This is a genomic window from Acidiphilium sp. PM, from assembly GCF_000219295.1.
Lineage (GTDB): Bacteria > Pseudomonadota > Alphaproteobacteria > Acetobacterales > Acetobacteraceae > Acidiphilium > Acidiphilium multivorum.
The window spans coordinates 1-15,858 of sequence record NZ_AFPR01000520.1 but is presented as its reverse complement, the minus strand read 5'-3'; the positions used below and the strand labels follow the sequence as shown (position 1 = coordinate 15,858).

14 protein-coding genes and 2 pseudogenes are annotated in these 15,858 nt (G+C 60.5%); 13 read left to right on the top strand and 3 right to left on the bottom strand.

The features are described from left to right. Positions 1-314: 314 nt before the first annotated feature. The 6 genes and pseudogenes from APM_RS17105 to APM_RS17075 all read left to right on the top strand — a co-directional run bounded on the left by APM_RS17105 (position 315) and on the right by APM_RS17075 (position 6,831). Positions 315-1,052: an SDR family NAD(P)-dependent oxidoreductase gene (locus tag APM_RS17105; RefSeq protein ID WP_007424651.1), complete on the top strand. Its 738-nt coding sequence runs from the start codon at positions 315-317 to the stop codon at positions 1,050-1,052. An 89-nt stretch (positions 1,053-1,141) separates the two neighbouring features. Then, entirely contained in the window at positions 1,142-2,527 is a 1,386-nt protein-coding gene (locus tag APM_RS17100) for an MFS transporter (protein WP_007424650.1), read from the top strand. After that, the gene (locus APM_RS17095; RefSeq protein WP_007424649.1) at positions 2,520-3,284 is read left to right on the top strand and encodes an SDR family NAD(P)-dependent oxidoreductase; all 765 of its coding nucleotides are present in this window, start codon (positions 2,520-2,522) and stop codon (positions 3,282-3,284) included. Before APM_RS17100 ends, APM_RS17095 begins: the two co-directional genes overlap by 8 nt. Positions 3,285-3,323: 39 nt before the next feature. After that, a complete protein-coding gene (locus APM_RS17090; protein WP_007424648.1) occupies positions 3,324-4,205 on the top strand; it encodes a polysaccharide deacetylase in 882 nt (293 codons plus the stop codon). Positions 4,206-4,527: 322 nt separating this feature from the next. Continuing rightward, a complete protein-coding gene (locus APM_RS17085; RefSeq protein WP_039889121.1) occupies positions 4,528-5,505 on the top strand; it encodes a GTP-binding protein in 978 nt (325 codons plus the stop codon). A gap of 121 nt (positions 5,506-5,626) precedes the next feature. Beyond that, positions 5,627-6,831, top strand: a pseudogene (locus APM_RS17075) (IS256 family transposase). 224 nt (positions 6,832-7,055) lie between these two features. On the opposite strand, the gene APM_RS17070 reads toward APM_RS17075, so the two are convergent. Next, the gene (locus APM_RS17070) at positions 7,056-8,207 is read right to left on the bottom strand and encodes a PotD/PotF family extracellular solute-binding protein (RefSeq protein WP_007424644.1); all 1,152 of its coding nucleotides are present in this window, start codon (positions 8,205-8,207) and stop codon (positions 7,056-7,058) included. 266 nt (positions 8,208-8,473) lie between these two features. After that, entirely contained in the window at positions 8,474-9,379 is a 906-nt protein-coding gene (locus APM_RS17065) for a LysR family transcriptional regulator (protein ID WP_007424643.1), read from the bottom strand. A gap of 291 nt (positions 9,380-9,670) precedes the next feature. Between APM_RS17065 and pxpA the strand changes: the two genes are divergently transcribed. Genes pxpA through APM_RS17040 form a run of 5 tightly spaced genes read left to right on the top strand, consistent with a single transcriptional unit; the run spans position 9,671 to position 13,936 of the window. Further along, positions 9,671-10,450, top strand: coding sequence for a 5-oxoprolinase subunit PxpA (pxpA, locus tag APM_RS17060; RefSeq protein ID WP_007424642.1), 780 nt, complete (start codon positions 9,671-9,673; stop codon positions 10,448-10,450). A gap of 25 nt (positions 10,451-10,475) precedes the next feature. Then, positions 10,476-10,718, top strand: coding sequence for an acetyl-CoA carboxylase (locus APM_RS17055; RefSeq protein WP_007424641.1), 243 nt, complete (start codon positions 10,476-10,478; stop codon positions 10,716-10,718). Continuing rightward, the gene (locus APM_RS17050) at positions 10,715-12,100 is read left to right on the top strand and encodes an acetyl-CoA carboxylase biotin carboxylase subunit (protein WP_007424640.1); all 1,386 of its coding nucleotides are present in this window, start codon (positions 10,715-10,717) and stop codon (positions 12,098-12,100) included. Before APM_RS17055 ends, APM_RS17050 begins: the two co-directional genes overlap by 4 nt. Beyond that, positions 12,100-12,975 carry an allophanate hydrolase subunit 1 gene (locus APM_RS17045; RefSeq protein ID WP_007424639.1) on the top strand — a complete coding sequence of 292 codons (876 nt, stop codon included), beginning with the start codon at positions 12,100-12,102 and terminating at the stop codon, positions 12,973-12,975. The genes APM_RS17050 and APM_RS17045 overlap by 1 nt, the downstream gene beginning before the upstream one ends. Next, the gene (locus APM_RS17040; protein ID WP_007424638.1) at positions 12,965-13,936 is read left to right on the top strand and encodes a biotin-dependent carboxyltransferase family protein; all 972 of its coding nucleotides are present in this window, start codon (positions 12,965-12,967) and stop codon (positions 13,934-13,936) included. Before APM_RS17045 ends, APM_RS17040 begins: the two co-directional genes overlap by 11 nt. A gap of 110 nt (positions 13,937-14,046) precedes the next feature. Here APM_RS17040 and APM_RS22990 read toward each other — a convergent pair whose 3' ends face one another. Further along, on the bottom strand, positions 14,047-14,172 hold the full coding sequence (locus APM_RS22990) for a hypothetical protein (protein ID WP_256379517.1): 126 nt from the start codon (positions 14,170-14,172) through the stop codon (positions 14,047-14,049). Between the two features lie 85 nt (positions 14,173-14,257). On the opposite strand from APM_RS22990, the gene bioB reads away from it, so the two are divergent. After that, positions 14,258-15,238 carry a biotin synthase BioB gene (gene bioB, locus APM_RS17035; protein ID WP_007424637.1) on the top strand — a complete coding sequence of 327 codons (981 nt, stop codon included), beginning with the start codon at positions 14,258-14,260 and terminating at the stop codon, positions 15,236-15,238. A 323-nt stretch (positions 15,239-15,561) separates the two neighbouring features. After that, positions 15,562-15,675: pseudogene (locus APM_RS20755) on the top strand (IS5/IS1182 family transposase); the annotation flags it as partial. Positions 15,676-15,858: the final 183 nt, after the last annotated feature.

Genomic DNA, 15,858 nt, shown 5'->3' with positions numbered 1-15,858 from the left:
GATTCCGGCCTCAGAACCGCGCTCTCCGCTCAAACCCGCAGAAAACCTCGATCCCAACCAGTCAGCGTTCCCACTTTGTCCGCTTATGCTACAGCCCAGGGCGATCCGTTACTTCGGGCCGAAATGAGACTCTGAAAACTTTGCTGATTAAAGACCGGCCGGCGCTTCACCAGGTCCCCGAGTGATCGAGGACGGCCGCGTATCCGGGACCAACACTTTATGATTGCATACAACCATCATTATGACCTAAGCTCCAACCTCATCGCACGCCAACGCACTGCATGCGGCGTCGCGACTGCCGGTAGGGGGTGGGGATGGCAAAGCTTGCAGGTCGACGATGCCTCGTAACGGGCGCGGGGCGCGGTATCGGAGAGGCCATTGCGGCCGGCCTGGCTGCGGAAGGCGGGCGCGTCGCCGTGCTCGATTTCGATGGCGGGCGTGCTGAGGTCGTCGCGAGCAGGTTGCAGGGTGGAGCCGTCGCGGTCGCAGCGGACGTCGCGGACCCGTACGAGGTTCAAAGAGCGGTGGATCGTGTTGTCGCGGCATTCGGCGGCGTCGACGTGCTGGTCAACAATGCCGGCATCGACACGAGTTCGCCGGTCGTTGATATGCCGCTTGAGGTCTGGGACCGCATGATGGCGGTGAACCTTCGCAGCGTCTTCCTGTGTACGAAAGCGGTGCTGCCGGGCATGCTGGAACGCGGATGGGGACGCATCATCAACATCAGTTCGCAACTGGCCCAGAAGGGTGCGCCTGATATGGCTCACTATTCCGCGGCGAAAGCGGGCGTCATCGGCTTCACTCGTTCTCTGGCCTACGAAGTTGCCCAGAAGGGCGTCACGGTGAACGCGATTTGCCCAGGCCCCGTCGATACGACGCTGTGGCGGGAAATACCCGCGGATTGGCGTGCGCGCAAACTTGCTGAACTTCCGATCGGGCGGCCGGCCCGGGTGGAGGAGATCGTGCCGACTGCCGTCATGCTCGCCTCCGATGATGGTTCATACTACGTGGGCGCCACACTGAATCCGAATGGCGGCGACGTCATGGTCTGACGCAGGACGAACTAACCAATCTGCAAAAACATCAGGGATGAAATCGGGTCGACGGCAGATATGAACCTGATTATTGGGGAGACCAAGATATGGACGCAATCAGAGATAACACTCTCGATCTCTCGCCGCCACAACCAAACGAACGCCGACGATTTTCCTCGTTCAGCAAGCGCGATACCGATGTCGTCACCGTCATTGCGCTCCTGGCCTGGACAATCGCCGTATTCGACTATGGGCTCCTGGGGACTCTTCTCCCGGCGATGCAGCAATCCTTCGGCTGGACACCGACGACCTCCTACGCCATCAACACGTGGATCTCGGTAGGCAGTGCAATAGTCGCCTTCGGGCTCGGGCCGATCATTGATCGGCTGGGCCGGCGCAATGGCATGATGCTCACCGTTGGTGGCACGGCGATTGTCTCGGCCCTGACCGCTGCAATCCCGGCGGCATTGGCCGCGGTCAGTGCCGTCCTTATCATTGTCGTCCGGTCCTTCGGTGGCCTCGGCTTCTCCGAACAAGCGGTCAACGCTACATATATCAACGAAGTCTATCAAGTGACCGAGGATGAGCGTAAGCGCAAGCGTCCCGGATACTACTATGCCTGGATCCAGGGCGGCTGGCCCCTTGGCTTCATGCTCGCCAGCGCGCTGTCGCTCGTCCTGCTGAATGTCGTTGGCTGGCGGGGACTCTATCTGATGGCAACCGTGCCAGCGGCTGTTCTCGTCTGGGTGATCTTCCGAACGATCAAGGAGACACCCCAGTTCCGGCTGCACCAGAAGCTTCATCAGCTCGAGCGCTCCGGGCAGACGGATGCAGCCCATGCGCTTGCGGCATCATATAATGTCGAGCACTCCTCGGCGGCGCCGCTCAAGCGGATCTGGGAGCCGCATCTGCGCGGCAACACATTTGCGTTTTCCCTTGCCTGGATCTTTAACTTCTTTGGCATCATGAGCTTCAGCATTCTGGGAAGTTCGGTGCTCAAGAACGCCAAGGGGGTTCATCTTTCCGAAGCGTTCTGGATGCTGATCATTATCAACCTGATCGCCTACTTTGGTTACGTTTTCCATGGCTGGCTCGGCGATAAGATCGGTCGCAAAGCGGCGATCGTGATTGGCTGGATCATCTCGAGCCTCTTCTTCGCCCTTATGTTGAGCCCATTCGTGGCGAACGCGACCCTGATCGTGGCGACATATGCCGGCGGCCTGTTCTTCCTGGTCGGGCCTTACGCGGCGATCCAGTACTTCATGGCCGAATGCTACCCGGTGAGCTGCCGCGCGACGGGCGTCACCTTCATCGGCGCTATGAGCCAACCCGGCATCATTATCGGTGGTGCGCTGTTCACGATCGTCGCCGGAGCGCTTGGCACGGGTGCGGCCGCGCTGTGGGTCGGTGCCGTTGGGATCTTCGTATCGGGGTTAATCATGCTGTTCACCAAGCGTCCTCGCGAGGTCGATCTGGAGGAAGCCAATGCCTGATCAACCCGTTGCTGCGATCACCGGAGCAGCCAGCGGCATCGGTCGTGCCCTTGCCGTCTTCTACGCAAAACGGGGCATTCGCAGCGTAGTTGGAACCTACCCCGGAGACCCTCACGATCCGGAGCAAACCGCCCGGCTCGTTGGGGAGAATGGCGGAACCTGTGTCATTCAGGAACTCGACGTCAGGCAGACGACGTCGGTCGAGGCTTTTGCCCAGCGCGCGATAAGCGCGTTCGGGCGCCTCGACTACATGATCGCCAATGCGGGGATCCTGCGTCACGCACCGGTTACCGATCTGTCCGATGAGCGTTGGACAGACATGATGGAGGTCGATCTGACCGGCGTCCTGCGCACGCTCCGTGCAGGCGCGTCGCGGATCAGCTCCGGAGGCGCGATGGTTGCCATCTCGTCCATCGCCGGCGGTGTCTACGGTTGGGAAGAGCACGCGCATTACGCAGCTGCCAAAGCCGGCGTCCTCGGTCTGGTCCGCAGCTTGGCCGTTGAGCTCGCGCCAGGCGGGGTCCGGGTCAATGCGATCATTCCGGGCCTGATAGAAACACCACAATCGCTTGACCCGGTGAACTCTCTCGGACCTGATGGCCTGCGTAGGGCAGGTCAGGATATTCCGTGGGGACGGGTTGGCCGGCCGGAAGAGGTGGCAAGCGTGATTGCATTCCTGACGTCGCAGGATGCCAACTACGTCACCGGCCAGGCGATCGTGGTCGATGGCGGACTTACCGTCAAAATGCGGTCTTGATGTTAATCGATCCAGGCACAACAAACGGGAGAGTAGCGTATGGCTAAAGAGATATTTTGCTCCTTCGGCATCGACGTCGACGCCGTGGCCGGTTGGCTCGGTTCATATGGTGGCGAAGATTCCCCGGACGACATCTCGCGCGGTCTGTTCGCTGGCGAAGTCGGGGCGCCGCGTCTGCTCAAGCTCTTCGATCGGCTGGGCATTCGAACCACGTGGTTCATCCCGGGACATTCAATCGAGACTTTCCCCGAGCAGATGAAAGCGGTGGCGGAGGCCGGGCACGAAGTCGGGATTCATGGCTATAGTCATGAGAACCCGATCGAGATGACGCCGGAGCAGGAGGAGGAGGTTCTTGACAAATCGATCGATCTTGTTACCTCCCTGACTGGCCGGCGGCCCACCGGTTATGTGGCGCCCTGGTGGGAGTTCAGCAATGTCAGCAATGAACTGCTGATCAAGAAGGGCATCAAATACGACCACAGCCTGATGCACCGGGACTACGAACCATACTATGTCCGCGTCGGCGACAGCTGGACCAAGATCGACTACAGCAAGCCGGCGACCGAATGGATGAAGCCCTTGGTGCGCGGTCAGGAGACCGATCTCGTCGAGATACCAGCCAGTTGGTATCTCGATGATCTTCCGCCCATGATGTTCATCAAGAAGTCGCCGAACAGCCACGGGTTTGTTAATCCACATGACATCGAGACGATCTGGCGCGAGCAGTTCGACTGGGTCTATCGCGAATACGACTATGCTGTCTTCCCGATGACCATCCATCCTGACGTGTCCGGACGGCCGCAAGTGCTGATGATGCTCGAGCGTCTTTATGGCTACATGGCGCGCCATCCCGGCGTGAAGTTCGTTACGATGGACGAGATTGCCGACGATTTCCTTCGGCGGCAGCCGCGAAAGGGCTAATCGATGTGCGGGCTCTGCGGCAGCCTGCAGGGCGGTGCGCATTGGTCTGATGCCGCACCGCCTGCTGCTGATGCCGAGGTGATGCCCTCCTGGCAGCGGCGTGCGTTACGGCGTATGCGTGTCGCCGCTGCCAACAGGCTTCTTGCGCCTTGCGGTCTAGCTCTTGCTGATTGGCAGGGCGCCCGCTTCATGTTGCGAAGCCGGACCGGCGGCACCGCAGACATCGTCGGGTTTGGTGATCTCTGGCCGCAGGTGGATCGGCTTTGCGCCGCGCCACCCGACCCACTGGATTACAGTTTTCTCGACCAGATTAAGCGCCGCAATGGCTAACAGTCTCGTCGACGTACATGTGCTGACGGGATTTCTGGGCAGCGGCAAGACGACGGTGCTCCGGCATTTGCTGGCAGCTCCCGACCTCGCCGAAACCGCCGTGCTCGTCAACGAGTTCGGTGCGGTCGGGCTCGATCATCTATTGGTGGCGGCGATCGAGGGGGAGCCTGTTCTCCTCGGGGGCGGTTGCGTTTGCTGTACGCTGCGCAGTGATGTCGGGCAGGCGCTGCGTGACCTTTGGGCGAAGCAAGCGCGCGGCCAGATACCATCATTCCGACGGGTCGTGATCGAGACGACCGGACTGGCCGATCCCACACCGATCATGGCGACAGTCGCTGGCGATCTGGCTCTGCGACATCATTTTTCGCCGGGTCAAGTGATTACCACAGTTGATTCCGTGAACGGAGCAAAGACGTTAGCGCGATATCCGGAAAGCGCGCAACAGGCCGGTGCTGCCGATGTTCTGCTGGTCACGAAGCGTGATATTGCGCCATCAGAAAGTCTGGAGACCCTCAGGTCGAGCCTGCGCGCCATGAACCCGGTTGCACGGATCGAGGTCATCGAGGGTGGCAAGGTGTCGCCGGAGATCATGCTCCGCGTGGATATCGGCGATCAGATCGCGCGGGCGACGCATTGGGCCGGCAGGCCCGTCGGAAACAAGGTGCTCCATGGCGGTATCGCAACGTGCATCATCGAGCACGATCGTCCGATCGATTGGGCGGCGTTCGGTCTCTGGTTCAGCCTGCTGGCACATCGGCACGGCGCGCGCATCCTGCGGATGAAAGGAATTCTAGCGCTGGAAGGCAGTGAGACACCTGTGCTCGTTCAGGCTGCTCAGCACCTGGTCCACCCGCCGGAGCATCTTCCTCTGGGCACGGCTCCAACCGGGCAGTCGTCATTGGTCCTCATCGTTGATGGGCTGGATCCCATTTTGCTCCGTGAATCCTTCGACGTGATTGTGGCGACCTGAGGCCGCGCGCGGAGCCCCTTAGCGTAGCGTAGCGCGCGGCCGGTGGGGAGGCGTGGTGGCCATCGTCGAGCTTCGAGTTAGGTTTGGGTTGCGAGACCTGAAACCCGAGACGGAGACGACGATGACCGACGAGAGAATGGCGCTGATCGAGCTGGTTGAGAAGCAGGCCGACGGCGATCTTGTCCGGGCGATGCTGGCGTTTGCGGCCGAACGGATCATGGAGACGGAAGTCAAGGCGCTGACCGGTGCGACGAAAGGCGAGCGGTCGCCGCAGCGTGAGGTTCAGCGCAACGGCAATCGGCCGCGGGCCTGGGATACCCGCACGGGATAGCTGTCGCTGAACATCCCGAAATTGCGGAAGGGCAGTTACTTTCCGAGCTTTCTCGAACCGCGCCGGACCGCGGAGAAGGCGCTGGTGGCAGTGATCCAGGAGGCATACGTCCACGGCTTGTCGACCCGGGCGGTGGACGATCTGGTCAAGGCGATGGGCGCCGTCGGCATGTCGAAGAGCCAGGTCAGCCAGCTCTGCACCGAGATCGATGAGCGGGTGAACGCCTTCCTGTCGCGGCCGCTCGAGGGAACGTGGCCCTATCTCTGGCTCGATGCCACCTATGTGAAGGTGCGCGAGGGCGGCCGGATCGTCAGCCGTGCCGTGATAATCGCCGTCGCGGTCAACGAAGATGGCAAGCGCGAGGTGCTGGGCCTGGCCACCGGCCCGTCCGAGGCGGAAGCGTTCTGGACGGAGTTTCTGCGCTCTCTCGCGGATCGCGGCCTGCGCGGCGTGCAGTTGGACATCGCCGACGATCACAAGGGGCTGAGGGCGGCCGCACGGCGTGTCTTCAATGCAACCCATCAGCGCTGTCGGGTGCACTGGATGCGCAATGCCCTCGCTCATGCACCCACCAAGAGCCGCGCGGCCGTCGCGGCGATGCTGAAGACGATCTTCGCGCAGCAGACCAAGGCCGACGCGGCCGGCCAATGGGACGTCGTCGCCGACGCGCTACGTGAAAAGCAGCCGAGGCTCGGCGCTCTCATGGACGCCTCCCGCGACGACGTCCTAGCCTACATTGACTTCCCTCGCGAGCACTGGGCGCAGATCGCCTCGACAAATCCACTCGAGCGCGTCAACCGCGAGATCAAGCGCCGTGCCGATGTCGTTTGTATCTTCCCCAACGATGAGGCCATCATCTGCCTGGTCGGCGCCTTGATGCTCGAGACCAATGACGAATGGACCGTGGTGCGCTGTCGCGCCGCCACATGAGCCTTGAGACGCTCGCCCGCGTCAGCGATACTGCAAATATCAGGCTGCCCGCAGTGGACGCCTGATCAGCTTCAGACCTACTCGAAGCTCGGCGCTCCTACACCACGCCCGTGGGCACGATCGCGACCTGATCACGGCGCGCTGGCAGGCAGAAGAGGTTGGGTGAGGCGAGCATGCTCTCAAGCATCACCTGCGGCGAGGCTGAGCGCAGTCGCGGACCTCGCACAACCCGCTCACGCCGACCGGGCGGCGGCTTCTCCGTGGCCGTGCCCACAGGTTCGGCAGTCAGTCAGTAGCGTTTTGAGGCAACAAAGCGCTCCCAACGACGTGCAAGGTAATTATGCTCGTCCATAGTCGTGTTCCAGACCGCTATCGAACTCGCACGCTGCCAGTAAGAACCTCCGCTACGGACGGCACCTTGAGGGATGATCGTGGTGCCGTCGGGAGCGGGCAGCGGTTCCGACGCAGCGGCGCCATCGTACCAGTAGCGCCATTCGGCATGGCTGAGATGGTCCCTAATCGGATCAAGCACAGACATATAGTATCCTTGCCGAGCAACCACGGCGCCAGCATAGCCGTCGAGCCACCAGTTCAGATACTCATAGGCGACGTCGAGCATGCGGCCCGAAAGCCGGTTCGAGAGGCACAGGCCACCATGCCAGGCACGATAGCCTTCTTTCGGCACGGCCTCAGCCACGGGGACGCCTTGGCGTCGGAGCATGGTGGTGGCTGGCGACCAGGCACTTTCGATCCAAGTGTGCCCGGCAGCCATCCATTCCGCCGCCTCGGCCGCCGTCTTCCAAAAGCCGAAGAAATGGCCCGCGTCGCGCTTGCGGCAAAGAAAATCCAATAGTGCGTCAATTTCATCGGTGCTTAGCTGGCCGATCGTCTGGAACGAAAGTGCTTCACTCGCCTGGGCAGCGAGAATGGCATCGAAAATGCCAATTGCCGGTTCATCCACAAGAGCGACCCGGCCTTGCCACCGCGCGTCGAGCAAGTCAGCCCATGAGTTTGGCGGATCGCCGACAATCATGTCCGGCCGATACGCGAAGCTGTCCACGTTATGCACGGTGGGTAGCATTGAGATCCAGCGCGATGGGCGGCTTCCGAGCGAGTGGTCAGGCTGAACATAGAGCCGCGTGACAGGGGCATCACCCTGGCCGAACGAGGCTTGCGGACCGATCTGGCCTGTCTTTGTGAGGGAACTGAGCGCCCCCCAGCGGGCGATCCGTGTCGTGTCGATTGGCTGAATCGCACGCCAGAACCAGACAATATCCAGATTATGGAAGCATTGGTCGTAGACGTCGTATGTCTCGGGAGCAACCGCGGCGCGCCGTTGCGCACTCAGGAAGTCCAAGCGCTCGAATTCAATATCGATATTGAGATCCTCGGCCGCGCGCGATTGAATCTCCGGCAATGCGGTGATTTCAGTGCCGAGCACCGTAAGGTGTGGTCTGGACGTCGAACGGACCGTGGTCTTCTGTGAGGTGGAATGTGTCTTCGATCGGATCATAACGGTCTATCAAATCCAGCAAATGAAGCGATCGAACTTGCGTCCGCGTCGGCCGGACACTGATGGAATCCGGGAAAAATATCAAGACGTGGAGGCCGATGGGTGATGTTTGCGAGCGGTGGAATGGTGGAGCCAATCTCCAATGCGCTTTCGATCCTGCTTCATGTCGGGCGGAGGCACACGGTGCAATCGGGTCATCGGCTGTTCGGTATATGATAAGTTTGTCGAAAATAACTTCGAAATGCATTCATGGCAGGTGTAAACTCAATATTCTTGCGCCATGCTAGGCCGACATCCATCGAGGGGATGGAATCCGCGACGACGACCGTCTCGATCCTCTTGCCTTCCAGAGACCACGGACGATGAACCATGTCCGAAAGAATCGCTACACCTTGTCCGTTTGCGACGAGGGACCGCACTGCTTCGACCGATGACGTGCGCAGCCGCACGGATGGCTGGAACGGAGTCCTGCTCCAGTATTTCAGGACAGTGTGTGCCGCCTCGTCCACAGTCAACATGACATAAGGTTCTTCGGCAATATGCTGAAGGCCGACCGAGTCACGGTCAAGCAGCTTGTGGTGCGCCGGCAGCCATAATCGCCTCGCTGATTTCAGCAACGTCTCGGTCGTGAGAGAACGATTACGGGTGTTCGATGTCAGGAGGACCGCAATGTCGTATCGGCGCGCCAACAAACCCTCCTCGATCGCCTCACGGCTGACCTCGAAAAGCTGAATCAAGAGTTTGGGAAACATTCGATGTATGCGTTCGAGATGAAAGGGGAGGAAATACCCCATCACGGTATAGGTGGCAGCGACTGACAATTTTCCTTCAATCTCGCCGGTTTCGACGTTGAGGCGCGTTGCCTCGTCGACTTTGTTCAGAATTTCATAGGCGTGGGAGAGAAACTGGCGGCCGGCGGTCGTCAGTTCCATGCCGAGCTTCGTCCGTTCGAAAAGATCGAATCCGACGGCGGTCTCCAGTTCTTTGATTGCCGTCGTTACGGCCGATTGCGAAATCGATAATCCTGCGGCGGCCTGCGAAACGCGACCGGTCTCAGCGGTTGCAACGAAGTATCTTATTTGCCTCAGAGTCAACGACATCGATGAACTGCCCGCCGTTCTGATAATTAGATATCGGGTTCGCTGGATTCTAAAATAGCGAAATCATATTGGCAATCTGTTGCTAATCGTCGTCGTCGGCAAGCGCTGGCGCCGAGAGCCGAAGTCGGCTGATGAAAGCGGATTCTCGGAACTAGCCATCAAACTGGCTTATCGAAAAAATTTATATTTAAATTGCGATAATCCTATTATCCAAACGGCGAAAGCGCGGCTATCTTGCTTCGGCAGATCGATAATGGGCGAAAATGAGCTGCCCCAGGAATGGAGCGAAGCGTGGCGCGAACAATTGTCGATATCAACTGTGACCTGGGCGAGTCGTTTGGCCGTTGGCGGGCGGGTGACGCCGAAGATGCCGATTTGATGCGGCTGATCAGCTCAGCAAATATAGCTACGGGATTTCATGCTGGCGACCCGAACTTGATGGACCAGACCGTGCGTCTTGCGGTGGATCATGGCGTCGGGATTGGGGCGCATCCAGGCTACCGTGATCTGCATGGATTCGGACGGCGTCGCATAGCCGGCACGCCAGCCGAGCTTGTGAACGACATCGTCTATCAAGTTGGCGCGTTGCGGGAGTTCGCCCGGCGCTATGGCGCAACCTTGCAGCATGTTAAGCCCCATGGTGCGCTTTACATGGAGATGGCGGTTAACAGCGACCTGTCGCAGTCATTTGTCCAGTTCATGCGGGCGGTCGCGCCCGATGCTTTCATCTTCTGCATGGCCGGCTCGGAAACGGAGAGGGTCGGTCGGGAAGCTGGGCAGCCGGTTGTTCGCGAATTTTACGCGGACCGCGATTACGAAGAATCCGGTTCGATCGTCTTCACCCGGCAACAGGTTCGGCTCGATCCCGAGGCAATTGCAGCAAAGGTCGTTCGTGCTTGCAAGGAAGGCCGGGTCCGCACGGTGACCGGTCGTGATATCAATATTGAGTTCGAATCGATCTGTTTCCACTCCGATACGCCGGGCTGTCTCGAACTCGCATCACGGATGCGTGACGCTCTCATCGCTGAGGGCATGCGGATAGCGCCAGTATCCGAGAGTATCACGAACTGACAGTCGGCAGCGAGGGAGCGTCATTATGAGCAAAATCGAGATCAAGTCACCTCTTCCGGGTACGTTCTATCGCCGTCCTGCTCCGGATCAGCCCGAGTTCAAACAAGACGGCGACAATGTCGGTCCGGCGGACACGATCGGGCTGGTGGAGGTGATGAAGACCTTTCATCAGGTTCCTGCCGGTGTTACCGGGCGGGCCATTGCCTTTCGTGTCGGTGACGCCGAGGCCATCATGGCTGGCCAGGTGATCGCCGAGGTTGAGGAATGACGATCCGCTCCCTTCTAATTGCGAACCGTGGCGAGATTGCTGTACGAATCAACCGCGCGGCGAAGGCGCTCGGGATACGTTGCGTGCAGGTGTACTCGGATGCTGATGCCGATTCTCTCGCGGTCCGGCTTGCCGATGAGAGTGTGAATATCGGCCCGCCGCCTGCAGCGAAATCATATTTGGACATCGGTACGATCGTAGAGGCAGCACGCCGCACGGGTGTCGATGCGGTGCACCCGGGTTACGGCTTCCTGGCCGAGAATGCCGATTTCGCTGATTCGGTGGAGGCGGCGGGGTTGATCTTTGTTGGACCGACCGGTGGAACGATCCGGCTTCTTGGTGACAAGGTGGCTGCGCGCGAGGTGGCCCGCCGGGCCGGGGTGCCGACCGTGCCGGGAAGCGCCGGGCGGATTTCAGATATTACTGAGGCCCGTGACGTCATCGCCGGAAGCGGCTTCCCGGTTATGATCAAGGCGGCTGCTGGCGGCGGCGGGCGCGGCATCCGCGTCGCCCGATCAGAGGCGGAATTCGAACAGTTGTTTCCGCAGGCTTCGGCGGAAGCCCAGGCGGCGTTCGGCGACGGCGGACTCTACGTCGAAAAGGTCATCGGCAAGGCGCGCCATGTCGAGGTGCAGTTAATCGGTGACGGTGAACGCTTTGTCCATTGCTTCGAGCGCGAGTGCTCCCTGCAGCGCCGCCGCCAGAAGGTCTGGGAAGAGGCTGGTGCGGTGATGCTGCCCGATGCGGTTCGCGGCAGACTGTGCGAGAGCGCCGTCGCAATCGCTCGCGAGGTTTCCTATCGCGGCGCGGGCACAGTCGAATATCTCTATGACGAGGAGACCGGCGCCTTCTACTTCATCGAGGTCAACACGCGCATCCAGGTCGAGCACCCGACCACCGAGATGATCACCGGGGTCGATCTCGTCGCTGAAATGCTGCGGATTGCCTCAGGCGAGCCGCTGAGTATTCGCCAGGGTGATCTAAAGGTCTCGGGTCATTCGATCGAGTGCCGCATCAATGCCGAGGATCCGGCCCGCAACTTCATGCCATTCCCAGGCGTGGTCGGAGCGCTGGCGATCCCGGGGGGCGAGCACGTGCGCTTCGATACCATGCTCTACGAAGGCTATCAGATTCCCCCATTCTACGACTCGCTTCTCGGCAAGCTGATCGTCTGGGGAAAAAATCGCGTCGCCGCGCTCGAAAGGCTGCGTTCTGCCCTTGCCGAGCTGAAGATCGGCGGGCTTCCAACCACCGTGCCGCTCCACGCCGCCCTCGCCGCGAACCCCGACGTGCAGGCCGGTCGTTTCGATACGCTGTTCCTGGAAAACTGGCTTCAGACCGAAGAGGCCATCCGCCAACTCAAGAAAGAGGAGGTCGCCTGATGGAGGCCCGCTATACTTTTGGAGGCGACGAACATCTCTTTGTCGAATGCAGCGAAGAAATGTCGCTTGAGGCATTCTTCAAGAGCCTGTCGATGTCGCGGGGCGTACGTGAGGCCGGTATCAAGGGCGTAACCGAGATCTGTCCGGCCAACGCCTCGATGCAGGTCAAGTTCAACCCCGACATCATCAAACCGAATGACATTCTTGCGGAAGTAAAGGCTATCGAGACGGCGGCGGAGAAGACTGAGCCGGTCATCGACACGCGCATCGTCGAGATCCCGGTCTTCTACAATGATCCCTGGACCCACGAGACGCTGATGCGTTTCCGCGAACGGCATCAGGATCCGAATGCAACGGATCTCGAATATGCCGCTCGGATCAACAATTTTGCTTCGGTCGATGCTTTCATCGCCGCCCATTCGGAATCGCCCTGGTTCGTTTCCATGGTGGGTTTCGTCTCTGGGCTACCATTCATGTACCAGATGGTCGAACGCCAGCGACAGATCGAGGTGCCAAAGTATCTCCGGCCACGCACCGACACTCCGAAATTGACGGTCGGTTATGGCGGCTGCTTCAGCTGCATCTACTCGGTGCGTGGCGCGGGCGGCTACCAGATGTTCGGGATCACGCCCATGCCTATCTTCGATCCGACGCAGACCACCACCTACCTGCGCGATTTCATGGTCTTCTTCAACCCGGGCGACATCGTGAAGTTCAAGCCGATCGATCGCGCGGCCTACGATCAGGCAGTCGCCGATGTCGAGGCCGGGCGGTTCACGCCGCCGATCTCGAAAGTGCGCTTCGATCTGCTCGAATTCCAGTCTGACATCGGCGGCTACAACCTCAAGCTGGAGGGCATGCTCAATGGCAATTAAGGTCCTTCACCCTGGGCTTGCGACGACCGTTCAGGATCTCGGCCGGCCGGGTTATTTCCATCTTGGCATCCCGATGGGCGGCGCCATGGACCGTCTGTCCCTGCGCGCCGCGAATCTGCTCGTCGGTAACGACGAAGGTGCAGCCTGCCTCGAGGCTGTCTTCATCGGCCCGAAGCTTGAATTCACCTCCGACGCCATGGTGGCAGTCACCGGCGCCGAGATACCGCCACGGGTGGACGGTGTGGAACAGCCGTCCTGGACGGCTTTCCGCGTCAAAGGCGGCCAAGTGCTCGATTTCGATTATCTCAAAGCCGGCGCGCGCATCTGCGTGGCCGTCTCTGGCGGGATCGACGTGCCCGAGATGCTCGGTAGCCGCTCGACCTATGCGATCGGTGCGCTCGGCGGTATCGGCGGACGCGCGATCGCCGTGGGCGATGAACTGCCGCTCGGCGAGGCGAGGGCGGCGGCTGAAGGAAGAAGCGTGTCCCAAAGCCTGCGGCGGATGCCGTCCATGCCGGCCGAACTGCGGGTCCTGCCCGGGTTGTACTGGCACCGGATCACGGAACAGTCTGGGATCAACTTCTTTGCCGACGAATGGAAAGTCGCGCCCGAAGCCGACCGTATGGGCTATCGTTTCCGCGGCGGGCGTAAGCTGGAGTTCGTCGAGCGCGTGCAACCCTTCGGCGCCGGATCGGATCCCTCCAACATTGTCGATAGCTGCTATCCTTACGGGTCGATCCAGGTGCCCGGCGGCACCGAGCCGATCATCCTCCACCGCGATGCCGTTTCGGGCGGCGGCTATTTCATGCTCGGCACCGTGATCTCTGCCGACATGGACCTTATTGGCCAACTGCAACCACATACACCGACGCGCTTCGTCAAAGTGAACATGGACGAGGCGCTGCAGGCGCGGGCCAACCGCAGCGCGTTACTCGACCGGATTCGTACAGAGCTCGCCTGACTTCAGTCAAGATCTCCTGTTTCAGAAAAGGGGCTAGTGTGCCGTCTCTGAAATATCTAGCCATAATCCCCTAAAGGTGATTCTCTAATCGCCGAAGATCTCGGAGGGTGTCAGGATGGCGTGGTGATCGGTGGCTTCTTCATCGTATTGGCCGAGAACGGGATGAACATCCTGTAGATCGGCTCATACATGCAGATGGTTCTGATCGGATCGTTGCTGATCCTTGCCGTTGTCATTGACCAGTTCCGGTACAAGCTGCTCATCGGCGAGCGTTGATGGGACCGCAGGATGATCGTGGCCCGAGGCACATAAGGAGTCTGAATGTCTGTTGCACTTGATCCGTCGTCTGTTGTCGCACCGGCGACACCGCAATGGACCCGCGAGGAGATTCTCGCGCTGATGGAGCTGCCGCTGCCCGAGCTGATCTACCGGGCGCAGACGGCGCATCGGCAGCATTTCGCGCCGACCGAGGTGCAGATTTCGACCCTGCTCTCGATCAAGACCGGCGGCTGCCCGGAGGATTGCGGCTATTGCCCGCAAAGCGCGCATCACGACTCGGGCGTGCCGGCCTCGAAGCTGATGGATATCGAGGAGGTGCTGGAAGCGGCGCGGCGCGCGCGGGCGGCGGGAGCCCAGCGTTTCTGCATGGGCGCGGCCTGGCGCTCGCCCAAGGACCATGATCTCGACCGTGTGGCGGCGATGGTCGAGGGCGTAAAATCGCTCGGCATGGAGACCTGCGTCACGCTCGGCATGCTGCGCCCGGACCAGGCCGCGCGGCTGAAATCGGCGGGGCTCGACTACTACAACCACAATCTCGACACCTCGCCGGAATTCTACGGCGAGATCATCACCACGCGGACCTATCAGGACCGGCTGGATACCCTGGCGGCGGTGCGCGAGGCGGGCATCAATGTCTGCTGCGGCGGCATTATCGGCATGGGCGAGGATCTGGATGACCGGGCCGGGCTGCTCGCCACGCTCGCACGGCTCGATCCGCATCCGGAAAGCGTGCCGATCAATGCGCTGGTGCGCGTGGCGGGCACGAAACTCGGGGACACAGAGCCGCTCGATCCGATCGATTTCGTCCGCACCATCGCCGCGGCGCGGATCGCGATGCCGGCATCCACCGTGCGGCTGTCGGCGGGCCGGGAGACGCTCACCGACGAGGCGCAGGCGCTCTGCTTCCTGGCCGGCGCCAATTCGATCTTCTACGGCGAGAAGCTGCTGACGACGAAGAACCCGGAGGCCGAGCGGGACAATGCGCTGTTCGCCAAGCTCGGCATGACCCGGCGCGAGTCCTGAAGCTGGTAGTGCCGGCCGGCTCACGTTCTGCAACGGATTGCCCGGCGGCGGCTTCGAGGTGCGGGTCATGTCCCGGGTTGCCGCCCCTAGCGGGCCAAGGCCAATTTGCTTTGGCGATGCCAAGGGCGGCGACTCGACGTTCAACGTCACGGCGTAGAGTGGCCATGCGAGCAACGCCATGCTCGTACGTTACGTTCGACATGGCGAGCTATTTGTCAATAAGGCGGCCGGGCGCTACTTTAGTCTCAATGTTCTAAGAGTTCGCGCAATGCGCCGTCGATTGCGGGGATGTCGCCGGGGTGTTGATTTCCACTGAGAAGTGTTGGGGTGGAGAGTGCCTTGCAAAGGATTTCGAGGCTACCGTTACCAGCGCCACCGCATGGCTCTTCCTCGCCCATATCCGCCTGCTCACACGGAAAATCGCGCGCAACCGATAGCCGCATTACCATTCAGATTCGGCCTCTTAGAAACCTTATGTCATGGTTGCTAAATTAGATCACCGTGCTGGCACTTCGATACCGATCTTTTGCTCGATGGCAGAGTAGATATCGATTTCAGCTTCGGGGGCTCGGATTGAGATTATCAAAGCGTATCGGGCATTTCGATCGAATCTCTTGTGG

Bases quoted from the DNA above. Each gene is read 5' to 3' on its own strand.
- APM_RS17105 (WP_007424651.1), top strand. From the start codon at position 315: ATGGCAAAGCTTGCAGGTCGACGATGCCTCGTAACGGGCGCGGGGCGC.
- APM_RS17100 (WP_007424650.1), top strand. From the start codon at position 1,142: ATGGACGCAATCAGAGATAACACTCTCGATCTCTCGCCGCCACAACCA.
- APM_RS17095 (WP_007424649.1), top strand. From the start codon at position 2,520: ATGCCTGATCAACCCGTTGCTGCGATCACCGGAGCAGCCAGCGGCATC.
- APM_RS17090 (WP_007424648.1), top strand. From the start codon at position 3,324: ATGGCTAAAGAGATATTTTGCTCCTTCGGCATCGACGTCGACGCCGTG.
- APM_RS17085 (WP_039889121.1), top strand. From the start codon at position 4,528: ATGGCTAACAGTCTCGTCGACGTACATGTGCTGACGGGATTTCTGGGC.
- APM_RS17065 (WP_007424643.1), bottom strand. From the start codon at position 9,379: ATGTCGTTGACTCTGAGGCAAATAAGATACTTCGTTGCAACCGCTGAG.
- APM_RS17055 (WP_007424641.1), top strand. From the start codon at position 10,476: ATGAGCAAAATCGAGATCAAGTCACCTCTTCCGGGTACGTTCTATCGC.
- APM_RS17050 (WP_007424640.1), top strand. From the start codon at position 10,715: ATGACGATCCGCTCCCTTCTAATTGCGAACCGTGGCGAGATTGCTGTA.
- APM_RS17045 (WP_007424639.1), top strand. From the start codon at position 12,100: ATGGAGGCCCGCTATACTTTTGGAGGCGACGAACATCTCTTTGTCGAA.
- APM_RS17040 (WP_007424638.1), top strand. From the start codon at position 12,965: ATGGCAATTAAGGTCCTTCACCCTGGGCTTGCGACGACCGTTCAGGAT.
- APM_RS22990 (WP_256379517.1), bottom strand. From the start codon at position 14,172: ATGACAACGGCAAGGATCAGCAACGATCCGATCAGAACCATCTGCATG.
- bioB (WP_007424637.1), top strand. From the start codon at position 14,258: ATGTCTGTTGCACTTGATCCGTCGTCTGTTGTCGCACCGGCGACACCG.